At 34.3% G+C, this 16,349-nt stretch carries 17 protein-coding genes and 2 tRNA genes; 8 read left to right on the top strand and 11 right to left on the bottom strand.

The window, feature by feature from the left end; genetic code table 11:
- The first annotated feature begins 180 nt into the window (after nucleotides 1-180).
- Nucleotides 181-999, top strand: coding sequence for a hypothetical protein (locus K9M74_04725; GenBank protein ID MCF7799179.1), 819 nt, complete (start codon nucleotides 181-183; stop codon nucleotides 997-999).
- Here K9M74_04725 and K9M74_04720 read toward each other — a convergent pair whose 3' ends face one another.
- Both K9M74_04720 and K9M74_04715 read right to left on the bottom strand, forming a co-directional pair.
- On the bottom strand, nucleotides 1,000-1,644 hold the full coding sequence (locus K9M74_04720) for a uracil-DNA glycosylase (protein ID MCF7799178.1): 645 nt from the start codon (nucleotides 1,642-1,644) through the stop codon (nucleotides 1,000-1,002).
- A gap of 268 nt (nucleotides 1,645-1,912) precedes the next feature.
- Nucleotides 1,913-3,187: a hypothetical protein gene (locus K9M74_04715; protein MCF7799177.1), complete on the bottom strand. Its 1,275-nt coding sequence runs from the start codon at nucleotides 3,185-3,187 to the stop codon at nucleotides 1,913-1,915.
- Nucleotides 3,188-3,467: 280 nt separating this feature from the next.
- Here K9M74_04715 and K9M74_04710 point away from each other — a divergent pair, with 280 nt between their 5' ends.
- The gene (locus K9M74_04710; protein MCF7799176.1) at nucleotides 3,468-3,755 is read left to right on the top strand and encodes a hypothetical protein; all 288 of its coding nucleotides are present in this window, start codon (nucleotides 3,468-3,470) and stop codon (nucleotides 3,753-3,755) included.
- A 105-nt stretch (nucleotides 3,756-3,860) separates the two neighbouring features.
- Here K9M74_04710 and K9M74_04705 read toward each other — a convergent pair whose 3' ends face one another.
- Nucleotides 3,861-4,133, bottom strand: coding sequence for a winged helix DNA-binding protein (locus K9M74_04705; protein ID MCF7799175.1), 273 nt, complete (start codon nucleotides 4,131-4,133; stop codon nucleotides 3,861-3,863).
- A 307-nt stretch (nucleotides 4,134-4,440) separates the two neighbouring features.
- Between K9M74_04705 and K9M74_04700 the strand changes: the two genes are divergently transcribed.
- The 3 genes from K9M74_04700 (at nucleotide 4,441) to argS (ending at nucleotide 7,370) form a co-directional block, all read left to right on the top strand.
- A tRNA-Arg gene (locus K9M74_04700) sits at nucleotides 4,441-4,563 on the top strand.
- A gap of 180 nt (nucleotides 4,564-4,743) precedes the next feature.
- The gene (locus K9M74_04695; GenBank protein MCF7799174.1) at nucleotides 4,744-5,634 is read left to right on the top strand and encodes a hypothetical protein; all 891 of its coding nucleotides are present in this window, start codon (nucleotides 4,744-4,746) and stop codon (nucleotides 5,632-5,634) included.
- A 38-nt stretch (nucleotides 5,635-5,672) separates the two neighbouring features.
- Nucleotides 5,673-7,370 (top strand): arginine--tRNA ligase, encoded by a 1,698-nt coding sequence (argS, locus tag K9M74_04690; GenBank protein ID MCF7799173.1) that lies wholly within the window; start codon nucleotides 5,673-5,675, stop codon nucleotides 7,368-7,370.
- 310 nt (nucleotides 7,371-7,680) lie between these two features.
- Here the strand turns inward: argS and K9M74_04685 are convergent, their stop codons facing one another.
- Nucleotides 7,681-7,860: a hypothetical protein gene (locus K9M74_04685; GenBank protein ID MCF7799172.1), complete on the bottom strand. Its 180-nt coding sequence runs from the start codon at nucleotides 7,858-7,860 to the stop codon at nucleotides 7,681-7,683.
- Nucleotides 7,861-8,006: 146 nt separating this feature from the next.
- Between K9M74_04685 and K9M74_04680 the strand changes: the two genes are divergently transcribed.
- Nucleotides 8,007-8,987 (top strand): PAS domain S-box protein, encoded by a 981-nt coding sequence (locus tag K9M74_04680; protein ID MCF7799171.1) that lies wholly within the window; start codon nucleotides 8,007-8,009, stop codon nucleotides 8,985-8,987.
- Nucleotides 8,988-9,080: 93 nt separating this feature from the next.
- Here the strand turns inward: K9M74_04680 and K9M74_04675 are convergent, their stop codons facing one another.
- Nucleotides 9,081-9,473: a cell division protein SepF gene (locus K9M74_04675; protein ID MCF7799170.1), complete on the bottom strand. Its 393-nt coding sequence runs from the start codon at nucleotides 9,471-9,473 to the stop codon at nucleotides 9,081-9,083.
- 161 nt (nucleotides 9,474-9,634) lie between these two features.
- The gene (locus K9M74_04670; protein ID MCF7799169.1) at nucleotides 9,635-11,401 is read right to left on the bottom strand and encodes a hypothetical protein; all 1,767 of its coding nucleotides are present in this window, start codon (nucleotides 11,399-11,401) and stop codon (nucleotides 9,635-9,637) included.
- Between the two features lie 113 nt (nucleotides 11,402-11,514).
- Between K9M74_04670 and K9M74_04665 the strand changes: the two genes are divergently transcribed.
- Together K9M74_04665 and K9M74_04660 are read left to right on the top strand one after the other, a co-directional pair.
- The gene (locus tag K9M74_04665; protein ID MCF7799168.1) at nucleotides 11,515-11,724 is read left to right on the top strand and encodes a hypothetical protein; all 210 of its coding nucleotides are present in this window, start codon (nucleotides 11,515-11,517) and stop codon (nucleotides 11,722-11,724) included.
- Nucleotides 11,702-12,043 carry a hypothetical protein gene (locus tag K9M74_04660; GenBank protein ID MCF7799167.1) on the top strand — a complete coding sequence of 114 codons (342 nt, stop codon included), beginning with the start codon at nucleotides 11,702-11,704 and terminating at the stop codon, nucleotides 12,041-12,043. Before K9M74_04665 ends, K9M74_04660 begins: the two co-directional genes overlap by 23 nt.
- A 51-nt stretch (nucleotides 12,044-12,094) precedes the next feature.
- On the opposite strand, the gene ftsY is transcribed toward K9M74_04660, so the two are convergent.
- The 5 genes from ftsY to K9M74_04635 form a co-directional block, all read right to left on the bottom strand.
- On the bottom strand, nucleotides 12,095-13,954 hold the full coding sequence (gene ftsY, locus K9M74_04655) for a signal recognition particle-docking protein FtsY (GenBank protein MCF7799166.1): 1,860 nt from the start codon (nucleotides 13,952-13,954) through the stop codon (nucleotides 12,095-12,097).
- Nucleotides 13,955-13,964: 10 nt separating this feature from the next.
- The gene (pfdA, locus tag K9M74_04650) at nucleotides 13,965-14,369 is read right to left on the bottom strand and encodes a prefoldin subunit alpha (GenBank protein ID MCF7799165.1); all 405 of its coding nucleotides are present in this window, start codon (nucleotides 14,367-14,369) and stop codon (nucleotides 13,965-13,967) included.
- A 9-nt stretch (nucleotides 14,370-14,378) separates the two neighbouring features.
- Nucleotides 14,379-15,050, bottom strand: coding sequence for a translation initiation factor IF-6 (locus K9M74_04645; protein ID MCF7799164.1), 672 nt, complete (start codon nucleotides 15,048-15,050; stop codon nucleotides 14,379-14,381).
- Nucleotides 15,051-15,122: 72 nt separating this feature from the next.
- On the bottom strand, nucleotides 15,123-15,908 hold the full coding sequence (locus K9M74_04640) for a segregation/condensation protein A (GenBank protein MCF7799163.1): 786 nt from the start codon (nucleotides 15,906-15,908) through the stop codon (nucleotides 15,123-15,125).
- Between the two features lie 86 nt (nucleotides 15,909-15,994).
- A tRNA-Val gene (locus K9M74_04635) sits at nucleotides 15,995-16,158 on the bottom strand.
- Between the last annotated feature and the right edge of the window lie 191 nt (nucleotides 16,159-16,349).

Genomic DNA, 16,349 nt, shown 5'->3' with positions numbered 1-16,349 from the left:
GATATTTCATGCCTGAAGCATGAAAAACTTTAATAACTTGCTTGTGTAAACTAACTTCATACTGACCGGAAATTTCTGTCTGAACCATAGTAATTTCTTGTCAGTATACATATTTATACCTTTTTGAACAACGCCAAAAATACATAATATTTATAAATAAAGCTATCCTAATATAGACTTATGGATACTCAGAGAATACCTTCTCTAGCACAGAATGCACATTACATTAAGACAAAAATAGCACATATGCAAGGTATGCAAACAATTCTTCAACAACAAGGAATTCCTCAAAGCAATTTTATCACTAATCAAACAAACGAACTTGTGGACAAACTCAAAATGTTTGTTGATGAAACAAAAACAAAAAAAACAACTACGCAAACAAAGGATATCTCCAGCCACTTAAATGATTTTGCGAAAGTAACCACCGCATATCTTGATAACTTCTCGCCTCAAGGTGATGAAATGCTCAACCAACTATTTACCCAATACAAAGAAAGTCTTAATCAGCTTGCAGAACAAACGAGTTATCTTGGTCAAGAAAACAACATAAAAACAAAACAACCAACAGCAGTACAAGTTATTGAAGACCAAATTAAAAAATATTTAGTTGGAAAAAATGTAAATATTATTATGACTGAAAAAAATGAGTTTGTTAAAGCAAGTAAAGAAACTATTGATTTTATCGTAGCAAATATTTGTTCAAACATTACAAAATACGCAACTGAGTCTCCAATCGTTATCGTCGGTCACAACCACACAAAACATTATTATCCTCAACGAGAAGAAAAAATCGATTCTTACATCATTAATATCACTAATGAAATAAATCATTATGCAAAAAATACAACTAGCAACAATGTTGGTTTAGAAAGTATTCAAGAAAAGGCAGCTAAAGAACTATTTGATTTTCATACAACAAAAGAAAAAAACAACAAATATTTTCGTAATGAATTAGCTCTGCCAATTTATCAACCAACACAAGAACTAAATAAATAATTACAAAAATCCTTCTAAAGTTCCTTGACCTCCTGCTTCGGGTTTTGCTTCTAAATCAAGTAATTTGGCCATAATAAGAAAATCTTTTTCAACTAGTTCTCGAAGTTTAGGATTATATAACATTGCTGCAGGATGATACATAGGAATAACTAAAAACTCCACACCATCAACCAAAAGAGAATGCTTTTTTCCATGTAGTGTTGTAATTCCTTGTACTTTACGCATCTCTTCAGGATCAAATCCGGATAATACAAATTTTGTAGAATAATTTCCTAAGGTTACAATTACTTTTGGTTGAATAATTTTGAGTTGCTTAATAAGATAAGGTGTATGATTACAAATTTCACCCATAGTTGGATCTCGATTTTTTGGTGGTCGATATTTAAGAATGTTACAAATATAGACATCATCAAGCGTCAGCCCAATCTTTCCAAGAAGTTTGTCTAGTTCTTGTCCTGCTCGTCCAACAAATGGTACGCCAAGTTTATCTTCTTCTGCTCCTGGCGCTTCACCTATAAAAACGATTTTTGCTTGAGGATTTCCTTTTCCAAAAACCATGTTCGTTGCTGCATCCTTTAGCTCACAAACTAAATTATCTTCTATTTGTTTTCGTAAGGTATTAAGTTCACTTTGTGGTGATTGCATTCGCATAATCTTCTACATAAACTAACTCATTAAAATACTTTATTAAAAAAAATAACGTAGCAACAAAAAACCACTCTAGATATTAATATGCATGCTTTGCAGTAGACAAAAAAGTTAGGTGTGAAGAACGAACCAATTAAAAAAACACAAAAGAAGAAAAAAAAGAATAAAAGAACAAAAAAAGAAAAAAAGAAAAAATCTCCAACAACTAAACTTTAGTTGCGCTAAACAAATGTGTTTTTCACAATAAAAGGATTGTTTTTCTTCTTTATTTAAGGATAAATACTGGCGGTCTATTTACATTTTCAACAATAATACTTACTGTTGTGCTTACGTCATGTAAACCATCACTTACAGTGACAATAACTTCGTGTTCGCCCGCATCATCATAGGTTGTAGTGTATGTTGCCGTATCCATAAATCCTGAAAATGTAAACGTCAAATCATCGCCATCTGCATCAGTAGCTACAACATCTAGTGTTATTGTTTCTCCTTCTTGAACAATTATCGGTTCTAAAGCTTCAACTTGAGGAGCTACATTAATTTCCGAAATAATAATTTCAAGTGGAACTATAACATCATTTACACCATCAGTTACAGTAACTTCTAAATTGTATTGGCCTGCATCACCCCGAGTTGTTTTCCATTTCCCTTGTTCATCAAAGAGTATAGGATAATACACTGTAAGAGGTTCATTATCAGGGTCTGTTGCAACAACATTTACAACAACTGTTTCGAGTTCTTCAGCATACAAAGTATCAATTTCTTCCACAACTGGAGGTCGATTTTGTTCATTAATAAATAACTCCATTTCGTGAATGGTTGATTGAGCTCCATCGGTTGCAGTGATGACAACAGAGTATTCTCCTGCATCTTCGTATGTTGTTTGATAGGTCAGTTCGTCCATAAATCCTGAAACTGCAAAAGTTACTTCATCACCCTCTCTATCATAAATAGTGCAAGGCAAATCTATAAATTCTCCTTCAGATACAATAAAGTAATCTGGACAATCAATAACTGGTCCTTTATTTGATGCCTCTACAATAATTCTTACTTGTTCTGTTGTAGAGAGTACACCATCACTTGCAGTAAGGGTTACTAAATATTTTCCTTCATCACCATTATTAGTTTGCCAAAGCCCAAACTCATTAAATGGTGCGGAGTAAGTATACGTAATTTCATCGCCATCTGGATCTTGTGCTATAAGTTTTGCGAGGGAAACAAGGTCTCCTTCAGTTACAGTAATTGAGGTAAAAATTAAGTCTTCTGCCGTTTCTGGTGCGAGTTCTTCTTCAGCTGTTGCGTTTTCTTCAGATATAGTTTCATTAGCTTCCCCCGATGTAGTTGTATCGGTTTCGTTTTCCACTTCCACAATATCAGGAAGCTCAGTTACCGTATCTTCATCAGTGAAATTAAATCCATCTATAATTAACACATCGTCACCTGTTTTATTCTCTGTTGACGGCAAATATTGATCAACTAAAGAACAAGAAGTGAGTGTTAATGCTAAAACCATTATTATACTTATTAATATATACTTCATTATCTACCACCCTTCAGTCTTGGCATAAACTAAGCCTATAACATCATTATAAACCTTCACACCGTAATATAAGGACTGTTTCGTATTTCTTTAACCTCGAGGAAGTATATAATATTTTCTATTCCTCAGTGAATAATTTTATACGTAAATTACTAGCAAAACACAAGTCATGCCAAAAATAAAAATAATGCCCTGCTAAGCAACAAACAAGCATATAAAAACCAAAGATATATAAAGGAGTACTAGTATAGGAATTTGTATCCTAGTTGAGGTGAGCTGAATGTGTGAATATCATTTACAAGAAACGTGCTTTCATCCAAAGCGTGTAACAAAAGGGCTAGTAGCACTGCCTTGCGAAGTACACGATTGCGAACACTGCACAGATAGGCCTTGGCAAACAAAAAAAATAGCGGACGATTTTAGCTATTATCATAGTATTCTTGAGATGATTAATTCTAATGAACAAAATCTTCCCCAAACAACAACAACCATCCAAGAAAAAAATAGTAGGAGCAGGAAATTTCCTGCAATCTTACTAAAAAATCCTTTGCAAGGGTTATTCAAATAAGAATCAGTCTAAAAATAAAAGAGAGCATACTAACAAGATACTCAAAAAAAACTGATGTAAAATTAACCAAGCGAAGGTAAAAAAGAAAAAGAGTGTGGAACTTTTTTATAATGTGGTAACAACTTTGTCAATGAGTGTTGCCACATCTATTCCTTTTTTAGTAAGAAGCAACACCTTTAATCGACCACGTTTCTCGAATGTTACAAGACCTGCACGTTGCATATCTTGCAAAACTTTAACCACGTGGCTATACGTACAGTCAACACTCTTCGCTAATGATGATGCATACACATCACCATTCTTTTGTAAGAGATGAATCAGCATTAATGCTGGCTTTTCACGAAAGAATACATTAAATATTTTTTTTGGTTTTACCATACTACTTCCCTATTATATATTATGAAAAAAATATAAACAAACCTATATCTTGGAACATAAAGTTCCTATATAAATGTTTCGATATTTTGAAACGACCAAAAATAAAACGTATTTTCAGGCATATTTTGGTTTGAATTGTTATTCAAAAAAAGTTAATCTAAACTTTCCCTCAACAAGATAAAAAAAACATCTCTCATTTAAATATCTTTTGCAGTCACGCATAAAGAAAGACAATTAAAATAAACAAGAGAACAAGTAAATAAGAGAAAGATTTTAAAGAAACCTACAACTCATTTAAGCAAAGCACACTCCTATGGTGTAGTCTGGATAGCATTGTAGCTTGCGGTAGCGAAAAGTAAACAATTCAAAAAAAAAGCACACTCTTCGCTGTAAACAGCTATAGACCCGGGTTCAAATCCCGGTAGGGGTATTTTTCTTTTGAAAAATGAGCCTGCAGGTTCCGAATGAAATAAGACTACCGGTAGGAGTATTTTCTTCAGTATACGCTTAAAATTACCATTTAACCCCTCGCACTCATCAACACGAAACAATTATAAAGAATAAAAGATAAAATAAACAACAAATAACAGCACGGAAAACAGGTGATAGTATGTCCTTATTTGGAAGAAATAAAAATAATGAAGCACACACTGCAAAAATAAATCAAGCTCATACGCATGCATTAAAAAATCTCGCAAGAAATATTCAAGGAGAAGGTTCTATAATCCACAAATATGAATCTAATCTAAAAACTGATGCAAATAAAGAATTTAAACAATTCAACGTAGTAGAAAAAATATTCCATTCGTTTAGAAAAGATGCACATTCAGCATATAACTATATTGACGTTGCAATTAAACACGGACACATCTCTTCAGAAGAATATGAACGATTTGAAGATAAGTCGCGAAGTGCACAAAAAGATTTACTAAGTTTAAGAACTCGATTAGGACCAGAAAAACAATTAGGAAGAGAAATTATTGAATTAACCGCTCGATTTTTAGAAGAATTACATAGACTTAAAGTTCCTATAATCAGACATGCAAGTCATGAATTACAATTATTATCTGATGATGAACAAAAAATCGCAAAGTACGCGCAACATCTAGAAGAAAATATAAATGCAATTGCCACGGTTTTAACAAAAGGAATTGGCATAATTAATCAATTACAACACAATGTACATAACAATCAATTACTTCAACAATTTGAGTTAATACAGCAGCAACTATTTACTGATATTGAATTATTCCGAAAAGCAATACACGACAGTAAGCTTATTCATCAAGATAGTATGGAACGAATTAAGGCAATAGCACGTGATGATAAACGACTTAATCAACTAGTCGAAAAGCATCTCAAAGATATAAGAAAAGAAAAGCACACAATTGGTTCTACAAGGTGGGAGAAAGATCAAGTTGATTCAATGAGTGAAGAAATGAAACGAGAGTTTGGTATCAGCGAATCAGAAGTAAGAACAGGACATTTCCAAGACAATTAAAGTACAAGATTAATAAATAAGAGGATTTTTCTTTAACTATGGATTTCAAAAAAGAAGTTGCAAAAGCTATTGCTAAAACCATTAACAAGCCAGAGCAAGTTATAGACCATATGTTGCAAATCCCTAAAGAAAGTAGTCATGGAGATATTGCATTTCCTTGTTTTGGTCTTGCTAAAGAATTAAAAAGAAAACCTGTACAAATTGCAGAAAATATTGCAAAAGAATTACAAATTGATTTTGGCAAAGCTACTGCGTTGGGACCTTATGTGAATATAATCATACAGAATAACAAATTTATAGCACCACTTCTAAAACACATTACAGAAGCAGAAAAATTAATTGAGTCTAAAGAAAATAATACTATAACAATAATAGAATCACCAAGTCCTAATACCAATAAACCTCTTCATGTAGGTCATCTTCGAAATATGCTTCTGGGAAGCACATTAACTAACTTAAAAAACGCATTAGGTAAAAAAACCCATCTTGTAAATCTAGTTAATGATAGAGGCGTACATATTTGTAAATCCATGCTCGCATATCAAAAATGGGGTAATAACCAAACACCACAAGAAGCAGGTAAAAAAAGCGATCATTTTGTTGGCGATTGGTATGTAAAATTTAATCAGGAAGCAAAAAATAATCCCTCGCTTGAACAAGAAGCGCAAGAAATGCTTATCAAATGGGAACAAGGCGATAAAGATGTTATTGCTCTTTGGAAGAAGATGAATAATTGGACTTATGAGGGTTTCAAACAAACATATGACTCAGTTAATTTTCATAGTGAGAAAGATTATTTTGAAAGTGACATTTACAAAAATGGACGAGATATTATTCTTAAAGGTGTAGAAGATGGCGCATTCTATAAAGATGAAACAGGCGCAATCATAGCAGACTTAACCGATAAAAAACTTGATAAAAAAGTCTTACTTAGAAAAGATGGAACAGCTGTATATATTACACAAGATATTTTTCTTGCAAAACAACGTTTTCATGATTACAAATTTAATGAATTAATTTATGTGGTGGGTAATGAACAAGACTATCATTTCAAAGTTCTTTTTGAAATTTTCAAAAAACTCAACTTTCCTTTTGCAAATAATTGTAAGCACTTCTCGTATGGAATGATTGATTTACCTACAGGTAAAATGAAAAGTCGAGAAGGAAATATTATTGATACTGATGAGCTCATTGCTGAAACAATAATTCTTGCAAAAGAAGCAGTAAAAGAACGATTCGCCGATTTAGATGAAAAAGAAGTGAACTCTCGAGCACACATCATTACACAAGGAGCAATTAGATTTTTCTTTCTTAAATTTGATCCTGTAAAAAACTTTGTCTTTAATCCAAAAGCAAGTTTGTCGTTTGAAGGTGAAACAGGTCCCTATGTGCAGTATACACATACACGTATCGCATCTATTTTACGAAAGAGTGATACTCAACCAAGCAAGAAAGAGTTTGCAACACTGCAAGAACCTGAAGAAAAAGAAATTGCAAAACTCATAAACTCTTTTCCAATAATCGTAGAAGAAGCTGCCGAAAAACTCAAACCAAATCTCCTATGTAATTATTTACTATCGCTTTGTCAATCATTTAATAGTTATTATAGTAAATATAAAATTATTCAAGATGATAAAAAAATAGAAGCTGACAGGCTCGCACTCATTCTTGCAGTAAATAAAGTTATTAAAGAAGGTCTTAATCTTTTGGGGATACAAGCACCCGAAAGAATGTAAGTTAAATAATTGTTATCAGATTAAGAGAAAAAAAGAAAGTAAAATAACAAGAAAAAAAACAGCTACGTTATCTTGTAGAATATTTCTATTCATCACAGTTCAGAGTAGAATAATAAATAAAAATTATCGTAATTAATAAACAATTTTTCGAGCAGAACAAGAACAATCCTACACAATAATGCAGTCTTTAGAACTGAAACATCAAATAATAACTCCTCCGAAAAAAAATTATTTAAAAAAAATTAATATAAACAAGGTCCAGGGGAAAACTGGACCCTGTCAGGTGTTGTGTGGGTGTGAGATAAAAAAATTAGCTAAAAGACTCTTGTACATCAGCGTAATAACCGCTAAGAAATGCAGCTTCTTCAAAACTTAATTCGTCATTGTAAAGGAGATTTTCTACAAAAATATCATCTTGCATAGATAAAGAAAGGAAATCAGACTCGGACTCAGATTCTCCAAATACATTTTTTACATACCATTCCTTCATATAAACCACCCCTGGTTCGCAATGCGTTAATGCAATGCATTAGTTCAATTAATACATCCGCTTCTATATAAATATTTCGGTTATGCATTGCATAAGTGCCATGCAGAAGCGAAATGTTTATAAAACCAAATACAACTAAGAAGATTATGCAAGCATATTCAATTGAATTAAGCAGCATTCAGAAAATTTTAGAAGAAAATCCTCAAGGAATGACTGTTTTAGACATAGCTAAACAAATTAATATTAATAGAAATTCAGTCGCAAAATATCTTGATGTACTCCACATGGCAGGAAAAGCCAGTATGAAAAGCGTAGGTCCTGCAAAAGTATTCTTCCCAGCACAACAAGTACCTGTTGAAAACATTATGAATTATTCCAAAGACATGTATCTTATTCTTGATGAAGAAAAAAAAATAGTTGATACTAACAAAAGTTTCTGTTCATACATAAAAAAAACAAAAGAAGAAATCCACCAAAAAACATTCGAAGAAATAAGTACCAAACACCTATGCACTAAAGAAGAATTTGCTGAAATTAATAATACCATTCGAGATGCATTAAGAGGAAAGGAACGCGAACAAGAATTCAATTTCAAAAAAAATAAGTGGTTTTATACAAAAATAATCCCAACAAAACTAGGAGCTAAAACTGGTGCAACAATAATCCTAGAAGATATTACAACAAAAAAAGAAACAACAAAACAACTCAAAAAACTTAATAAAGAACTCGCCGAAGAGCGAAAATTATTCATTAAAGGACCTGTCATCGTATTCAAATGGTATAATAAAACAGATTGGCCTATCACCTATGCAAGCGATAATGTGGAAAAAGTACTCGGATACAATAAAGAATCATTTCTTAACGGAAAAACAAAATATGTTAATTTAATTCATAAAGAAGATTTCATGAGGGTCAGCCATGAAGCAAGAAAATACGAACAGCGAGGAGATGAACAATTTCACCATAAACCTTATCGACTTATCAAAAAAGATGGGTCTGAAATTATTGTTGATGTACATACATTAATCGTAAGAAACAAAGAAAATCAAATTAATCACTATCTCTGCTACATCGTAGATATTACTAACTTTCTTCACATGGCAAAAGAACTCAATAAATTCCATTAAGAACAGCAGCAAGGCAAACAACTGCGTTATCTACTTCTCCAAGTCCAACTGTGGCGCTGCATGGAAAAAAATAAGAAAAAGAAGTAAAAAAAATTAATCCAAATTATCGCTTGTTGGAGCACCAGCACCACGATAAATCTGCGCAAAGCTCGGTGTGACAACAATATAATCATCACCAAAGCCAGCGATGTCACCATCAATTGCTTCGCATGTTTTTTTGAGCTTGTTAATTGATCGCTTCAGTTCTAGTAAATCTTTTTCTTTAAGTGGCTTAATATTAATGAGTGCTATTGTATAGCTTTCTCGAAGAGAGTCAAGGATTTCTCGCACATCACTAAAATCAGTAATTTCAAATGGTCGTACGATAACTTTTTGGTCAGGTTCGTGTCGCCCAGAGCTTGCATCAAGTTCTACAAACTCTTCTGTTTCCATACTATCGTCTTTTTCAAATTGCTCATCTTTTTTGCCGAAGAATTTTTTTATCATCTTTATATTGCCTCCAATAACAGTTCTGCCGCCCTCACAACAGCATTTCTCACCCTTTTACGTGCGCTTCACGCGCCATATTCACAATGAAATTATGAATTTGAATACTTTGATATACTCTTAACCAATTTATAAACTTTTTGATAATCGAATTTTCTCACCTATGAAAAAGGAGATGCCTTTTTCTTAGCCTTATTTAGTTCAGATTCAACTTCACCTAAAGCATCTGTTGCCAGCTTATTAAGATTATCCGCTGCCGCCAATGCAGCGCCCGTTATAGAAGTATGAATTTGAAGTTCTTTAACCAACATATCCACATTATGCAATAATTTCTCCAGGATGGATTTAAAATGTTTGAGTTCTAAAGGCATATCAACTTTAGAGTCAGTTTTTCGACGAGCTAAATTAAGAAGATCTTCTGCTTCGGACATGAAAAGATTCATGAAACTTTTATATTGCGGCATTTCATGTTCAAAAGTATGATATTTCCCTTTTTTATCTGGATAAGGAACTTTAGTAACAAGAATCGCCTGTAAAGTACTAGCTAATTTTTGCGAACCAATCGCTACGTGATGCGCATTATCAAAGAGGGTGGCAGAGGCAGTTTTTATTTTTTTATCCTTAACTTTCGCCTCATCTTTTTCTTTTTTAATAAGACCCTTAACGTGAGCAAGTTCACTCATGAGTAAATGATTAAGTTGGGATTGTAAACTCTCCAATGTTGAAACAAGATGACGCATATTTGTCTCATGAGTTTGTAAATTTTTAATAATATGAGGTTCTTGTTCAACTAAACTTCGGAGTTGATCTAAATGATTATGTGCTTCTGTAAATTGCATGTTAAAAATTGCTGTACGAACTGCTTGCGCTTCCATATGTTTTGCTTTATAGCCTGATGCTCGTAGTTGTTCTGCTTCTTTCATCAACGTATCTTTTAATTTAGTAAGTTGAATTAAATGTGAGCGCACCTTTCGAAGTAATTCTAAAAGATTAGACTCTTCCTTTGTACGTAATTCTTTAATCATTCGTTCAGAAACATCAGCTCCAGCTGCAGCTATCTTATCATTTATTTTACTAAAAATTGTATTCAAATGTTTTTCTTCATCATGTTCTAAGGCCGAATTATGATCCCATCTATCAAGCACTCTATCAATATCCATTAAAAGATGATCTAAAGCATTTTCATCGGTTGCTTCGTGCTTCATTGTCGTAATGAGCGTGCCTATTTCTTTAGTAAGCATTTGCGCGTAACCATGTGCTGCTTGTTGATCGTTTCGACTTGCAGCTGTTGTTGCTTTTCGAAGGAGGTCTGCAAGTTTATCTATCATTTGCAGCTCTGTTCCAGAGAGTTTTTTCATCGAGTCTAGTTTTGTTTCTAAATCACCAAGGTCGTTCATAACTCTGTTTCGTTCTTTTTCATCAAGTTTAAAATCATGCTGCATGTGTTTGAGTTCTTTTTTTGCACTCAAACTTGCTTTTTGGGCTTCCATCATATCTTTAGAACCTTCATAATTATTCTTTTTCAAATAATTAAGGAACATGATAAACATGAAAATGATTGCAAGAACGAATGCAACATTAAGAAATGCTCCAGTCCAACTAAGAATAGCGTTATAGACTGATTGTGTTGCAAGACCAATAAGTGCTATACCCACGGCTATCATGCGTGCGTATTTGGTATGTTTGTCATCTTTAAAGATAGTGAGTTTTCCTAAGAAGAACGCCAAGCCAAAGACAATTAAAACAACTGCTAGAAGTGGAATTGCTCCTACGACTCCTGAGACAAAACCGCTTGTACTACCCTTAAAAAGGTATTTGAAAGCTTCTACAAAACTAAGCAGGTCAGTTTTTACTGAATGTTCAGCTGCTAGTGCGAGGGGTAACCCTAGAATAAATACTAATAAACTGAGTATTGAGAGCTTTCTCACTAAGTACACCTAGTCAATTTCTGGAAGAATTCATTTAAAAAGGTTTGGATTTAAAAACGACCTCGAAGAACTAAAAGAAAAAATTTATAAATTCCATAAACTCCATAATGACCATGGCAACCACAATATCCATATCTGTAGACTTAAAAGAAAAACTCAAGAATCTAGGTCGAACAGGAGATACCTATGAAGATGTCATTCAAAAAATGTACGACATAGCAGGAAAACATTTGTTAGCAACATATCTTTACGATACATCTGATTCAATGACCATTGCTGAAGCTAAAAGGAGATTACAACGTGGCAATAGTACGCATCACTGAATCATTATTTAGACAATTGCAAAAAGGATTTCCCGTATCGCAAGCCAACATCATTCTAGATGCACTAATAACGCTAGAAAATAATCCTCTGAAAGGCAAATCTATTGGACAGGTCAGCGGCATCCTCATCAAAGAAGTCAAATATGGCAAATATAGATTTTATTGTATTACTGATGGACACACACTAAAATTTGGAACCGAAGAAGAATTAGGTTCGCTACTCATAAAATTTGTTCGCATGTCAGAGAAAAAAGATCAACAAAAAGTTATTAATGAAATAAAAAAAATCTTGCAATCACTAGGTTTTGAAGGATTCTAAACGGCAAAAAACCATTACACAGTTATTTAAAGAAAAAGCCCAAGAAAAAATTCAAAGTCCCAAATTAGCCAGGATTTTTTCTTTGTCAAATACTTCCAAGTCATCATACGTCTGACCTGTACCTAAATAAAGAATTGGTTTGCCCGTGACATAACTCACACTTATTGCTGCGCCACCTTTATCATCAACATCTGCTTTAGAAAGAATAATGCCATCAATACCAACAGCTTCATTAAACGCGACTGCCTGCTCAACACAATCATTTCCAGTGATAGATTCGCCGATGAAAATATTCAGGTCAGGTTTATTCACTCGAATGAGTTTTTTAAGTTCGTCCATTAAGTTACTATTAGATTGTAATCGTCCTGCCGTGTCAATTAAAACTACATCAAGACCTTTTGCTGTTGCGTGTTTGATAGCGTCAAACGCTACTGCTGCAGGGTCTGCGTTGTAATCGTGTTTAATGAGTTTCACGCCAAGTTTGTTTGTGTGTTCTTCGAGTTGTTGTATCGCTGCTGCTCGAAAGGTGTCTGCTGCCGCGACAACAAGAGAAATATTGTTTTTTTGAAAATAATGAATGAGTTTTGCAAGCGTTGTTGTTTTCCCACTACCATTCACGCCCGTCATACAAATAACATAAGGTTTTTTAGTTTTAATGTTAGAAAGCAAATCAAACGCTGGCACATCCAAAATTTCTTTAAGTGAATTTTTAAGTGTGTCAATAATTACTTCTTCAACACTTTTTCTCGTCACATTTTCTTGGGTGAGTTGTTCGTGCATATCTTTTTTGATTTTCTCAATTACTTGTACTGCAACGTTGTTTTCAAGAAGTGCAAGTTCGAATTCCCAAAAAATTTCTTCGAATTTTTCTTCAGTAAGTTGGAATTTAACAACTCGTTCTTTGAGTTTTCCAAAGAAACCTTTTTTCTTTTTTGTTGTGTCCTGTGTTGTTTCTTCGAGTAATTCTTTATGCGCCGCCTCTTTTCTGGATTTCGGCCCATCAGCATCCTGCAAGTCAGATTCTGCTTCGACAACAACTTCTTTTACTTCTTCAACTTCAGGCTCAGGCTCTGGTTCAGGTTCTGGCTCGGAGGTTTCTTCAATTACAGGTTTAGCTTCTTTCTTATGTTCTAAAGCAGGCTCTTCTTTTACTCCTTCAACTTCAGGCTTAGAAACAGGTTCTTGTTTTTCTTCTTCAGGTTTCGGTTCAAAAACAGGTTCTTTAGATTTCTCTTCAATCTTTTCTTCTTTGTCTTTTTTTCGAAATAAGTTTCCTAAGAATCTTTTTTTCTTCCCTGTTTCTTCGTATTCATCAACTTCTTCTTCAGTAGTTAGTTCTTGTTCTTCAGGAGCTGTTTGTGTCTCTTCTTTAGCAAGTTCTTCCTTAATTTCTAAAGCAAGTTCTTCTTTTACTTCTTCAACAGATTCTTCAGCTTCAGGCTCAGGCTCGGAGGTTTCTTCTAAAGCAAGTTCTTCAACAGATTCTTCTGTTTCAGATTTCTCTTCAGGTTGCGAATGCAATTCTTCTTGATTTTCGTTAATTTCTTCTTGTCGCTTTACGTCTTCTTTAATTTCTTCTACTTCTTCTATAGATTCAGGATCTTGTGCTTCTTGCTTTTCTTCAGAAGCTTCTTTTTCAGAACCCTGATCACTAATTACAGGTTCTGGCTCTGGCTCTGGCTCTGGCTCTGAATCAGCAATAGGTTTTTCAATTTTTTCTTCTTGTTTTTCTTCTGGCTGTACAACAGGTTTTTCTTCAGAAGTTTTTTCTTGTGGCGCTTCTTGTTGTTGTTCCGTTTCCTCAGCACCCTGACTGCCCTCTAGCTGTTCAGCTGTTTCGGCTTCTTCTTCTGCTGACTTTGTAAATTTACCGACAGCATCTTTAATTTTTGTTTTGAGGAATTTAAACAACGTTGTTCACCTAATTGTTTTGTTGAGAATTTTCAATTTGCGTCTGTAATGTTATTGCCTTTTCAACCGTTTCTTCGTATTGTTTAGATAATGCTTCTTGGTTAGCAAGCAATGTTTTTTGTTGCTCTTCTAAAAGTTTAAGTGTTTCATCGGATGATTTTTCAACGACGAGTCCGGCACCTATTGCTTGTTTTATTTGAGAAATATCTCCTGCTTTAACAGTGATAAATGTTCCAGCACCTACAGGAATTAAAAGTTCATCTCCTTCACTTGCTTTTGTTAATGCTGTTATCATGTTTTTTGCAAGTACTGATTGTTCTAGTTTCATTTCTACGTGCTCAAGTTGACTATCCAGTTCTTTGAGCTTTTGATTAGTTAATTCTAAGTCTACATATGCTTGTGGATTTTTCTCCATTTTTTATCTTCACCCGTCAATAAATCCTAATGCTTGGTCTGCATTCATCAGTTCTGGTCCGCCTGAAGCATCTCCAATAATAAATCCTTTGTTGTTAACAGCAATACCGCTTCTAATTTGCGTGCTTCCCATGTTAACAGTTCCTGTTGTAATCACGAGTCCTAAAAAAGATGCTAATTCGTTAATAGTTTCTTCTGCAATCTCGTGACTAACCATGCCATGCGTATCATTATGCGCAATGAGCGCTCCAACTGTTGGAATACCGGCAAGTTCTAAGACGCGTACTTCGCGCTCAAAAAATCCTTCAACTGCATCAAGTGCTTCTTTGTCATATTCGGGGCTTGCCAAAATTCCTTTCTTAGTCATAATAATGTTATTACCTAGACAAGTAATATCGCTTGGTACAATCATATAAGGAATAGCATGTTGTTTAAGAAGTTCTTCTTCGTGTGGAAAAATAATATGCGGTACAAGTAATTTTTCTCCGTCTGTTGCTAAAAAGACTCCTAAAAGAGATGTTCCTGCAACAGTCATGCGAACTACTTCTACACCAAAGATTTCGGCAATATGTTTATCTGCTGATTCTGGGACTTCATGGCCAACGAGCACCACACCATCCATTGGGACAATATAGAGACCTACGAGGCTGTTTCCTTGTACGGATAGTTTTGTTACGTGCATAAAGGTCAGCTAATAAGAACTGCTTTAAAAAGGTATGCGTCAAAAAAGGATGAGAAGTTAAAAAAACACTGATTACATAAATTCTCGATTCAGTACATGCACCTCTATATCGCCAAAATGTTCTTTTTGAAGAAGATCAATTTTTCGCTGATTATCTAAATGAAGAAGTGGCAAGAATGTAAATACTTTGTCTTGTTTGGAGTTCTCATCAAGCAAATCGTGAAAAAAGATTTTGGTTTTCTTTTTAGTAAACATTTTTCGAAGTTGCCCTTGAAGTACGTTCATGGTTTCCGTAAGATCAAATGACTTTGCAGGTGCAGTTATTTGCTCTTCTGTTTCTACGCGGGATAATGCTCGTTGTCGTTTTACATCAGTATCAAGTGCTTGCTCAAGTGCTTCTACCAAATCAAATACAGATACTTTTCGCTCTCGTGGTTGTGGTGTTCGCGGCACGAGTTTTCGTTGGTTATTAAGAAATTGATTAATATCTGTTTGTTCAAATTCAAAGCCGTCATCAAGTAGGTCTTCTTCTGTATCTTGCGTGCCATTAAGAAGGTCATCAAAGCTTTGTAAATCATCAAGTAAGAGTTTATCACTTTTTAACTTTAGAAGTAAACTGCTAGTCAAAACCATTTTTCCGCCGATGCGAAAATCCATTTCTCGCAGTTTTCCTATCATAGAAAGAAATTTTTCAGCAAGAAGTGAAACATCTATATCCCAAGGATTCATATGTTCTTTTCGGACTAAATCGTAGATAAGCTCCTTCCAATTAAGGTCATCTTCTTTGAGTACAATGTCTATAACCTTCTCGTGTGACGTTCTCGCGTCCGGAAGTGGTGTTGCGATTGTTGCATTCATAGTGTCCAACTTTATATTTGAGTTAATTAGTATATAAATATACTGATTTGGCTACTCGCCGCCCTGCAAATCCCAAAAGAAAAGGATGGGTCCGGCCGGAAATTCGACGTAATCAAATGCAGGAAATGTGCACGATTTGCGCTCTCGAACCGGCGATCAATGCCTCACTTAGCAGAACGCCAATTCTAAAACTCAGAACGTTGACGCACTGATTGTAAGGGCACTGTCATAGCCACTAGACCACGGACCCGTGTGAATACTGGAAAAGAACAAATTCTTCCTTTATAAGCGTTTCTCTCCCCACGGCTTTGTGTAGAAAGTAGGGAAATGCCCTGACTTTTTACACAGATGCTTGACTTTCTACACAGAATAGCGGTTTTATGCCGAGTTCGTGCATTTCCTGTATAACTACACAGATGTTATGGCAGATTATCTTGCATA

The sequence above is a fragment of the Candidatus Woesearchaeota archaeon genome (genome assembly GCA_021734105.1).
GTDB lineage: Archaea > Nanobdellota > Nanobdellia > Woesearchaeales > SKGA01 > SKGA01.
This window is presented reverse-complemented; position numbering and strand designations above follow the sequence as displayed.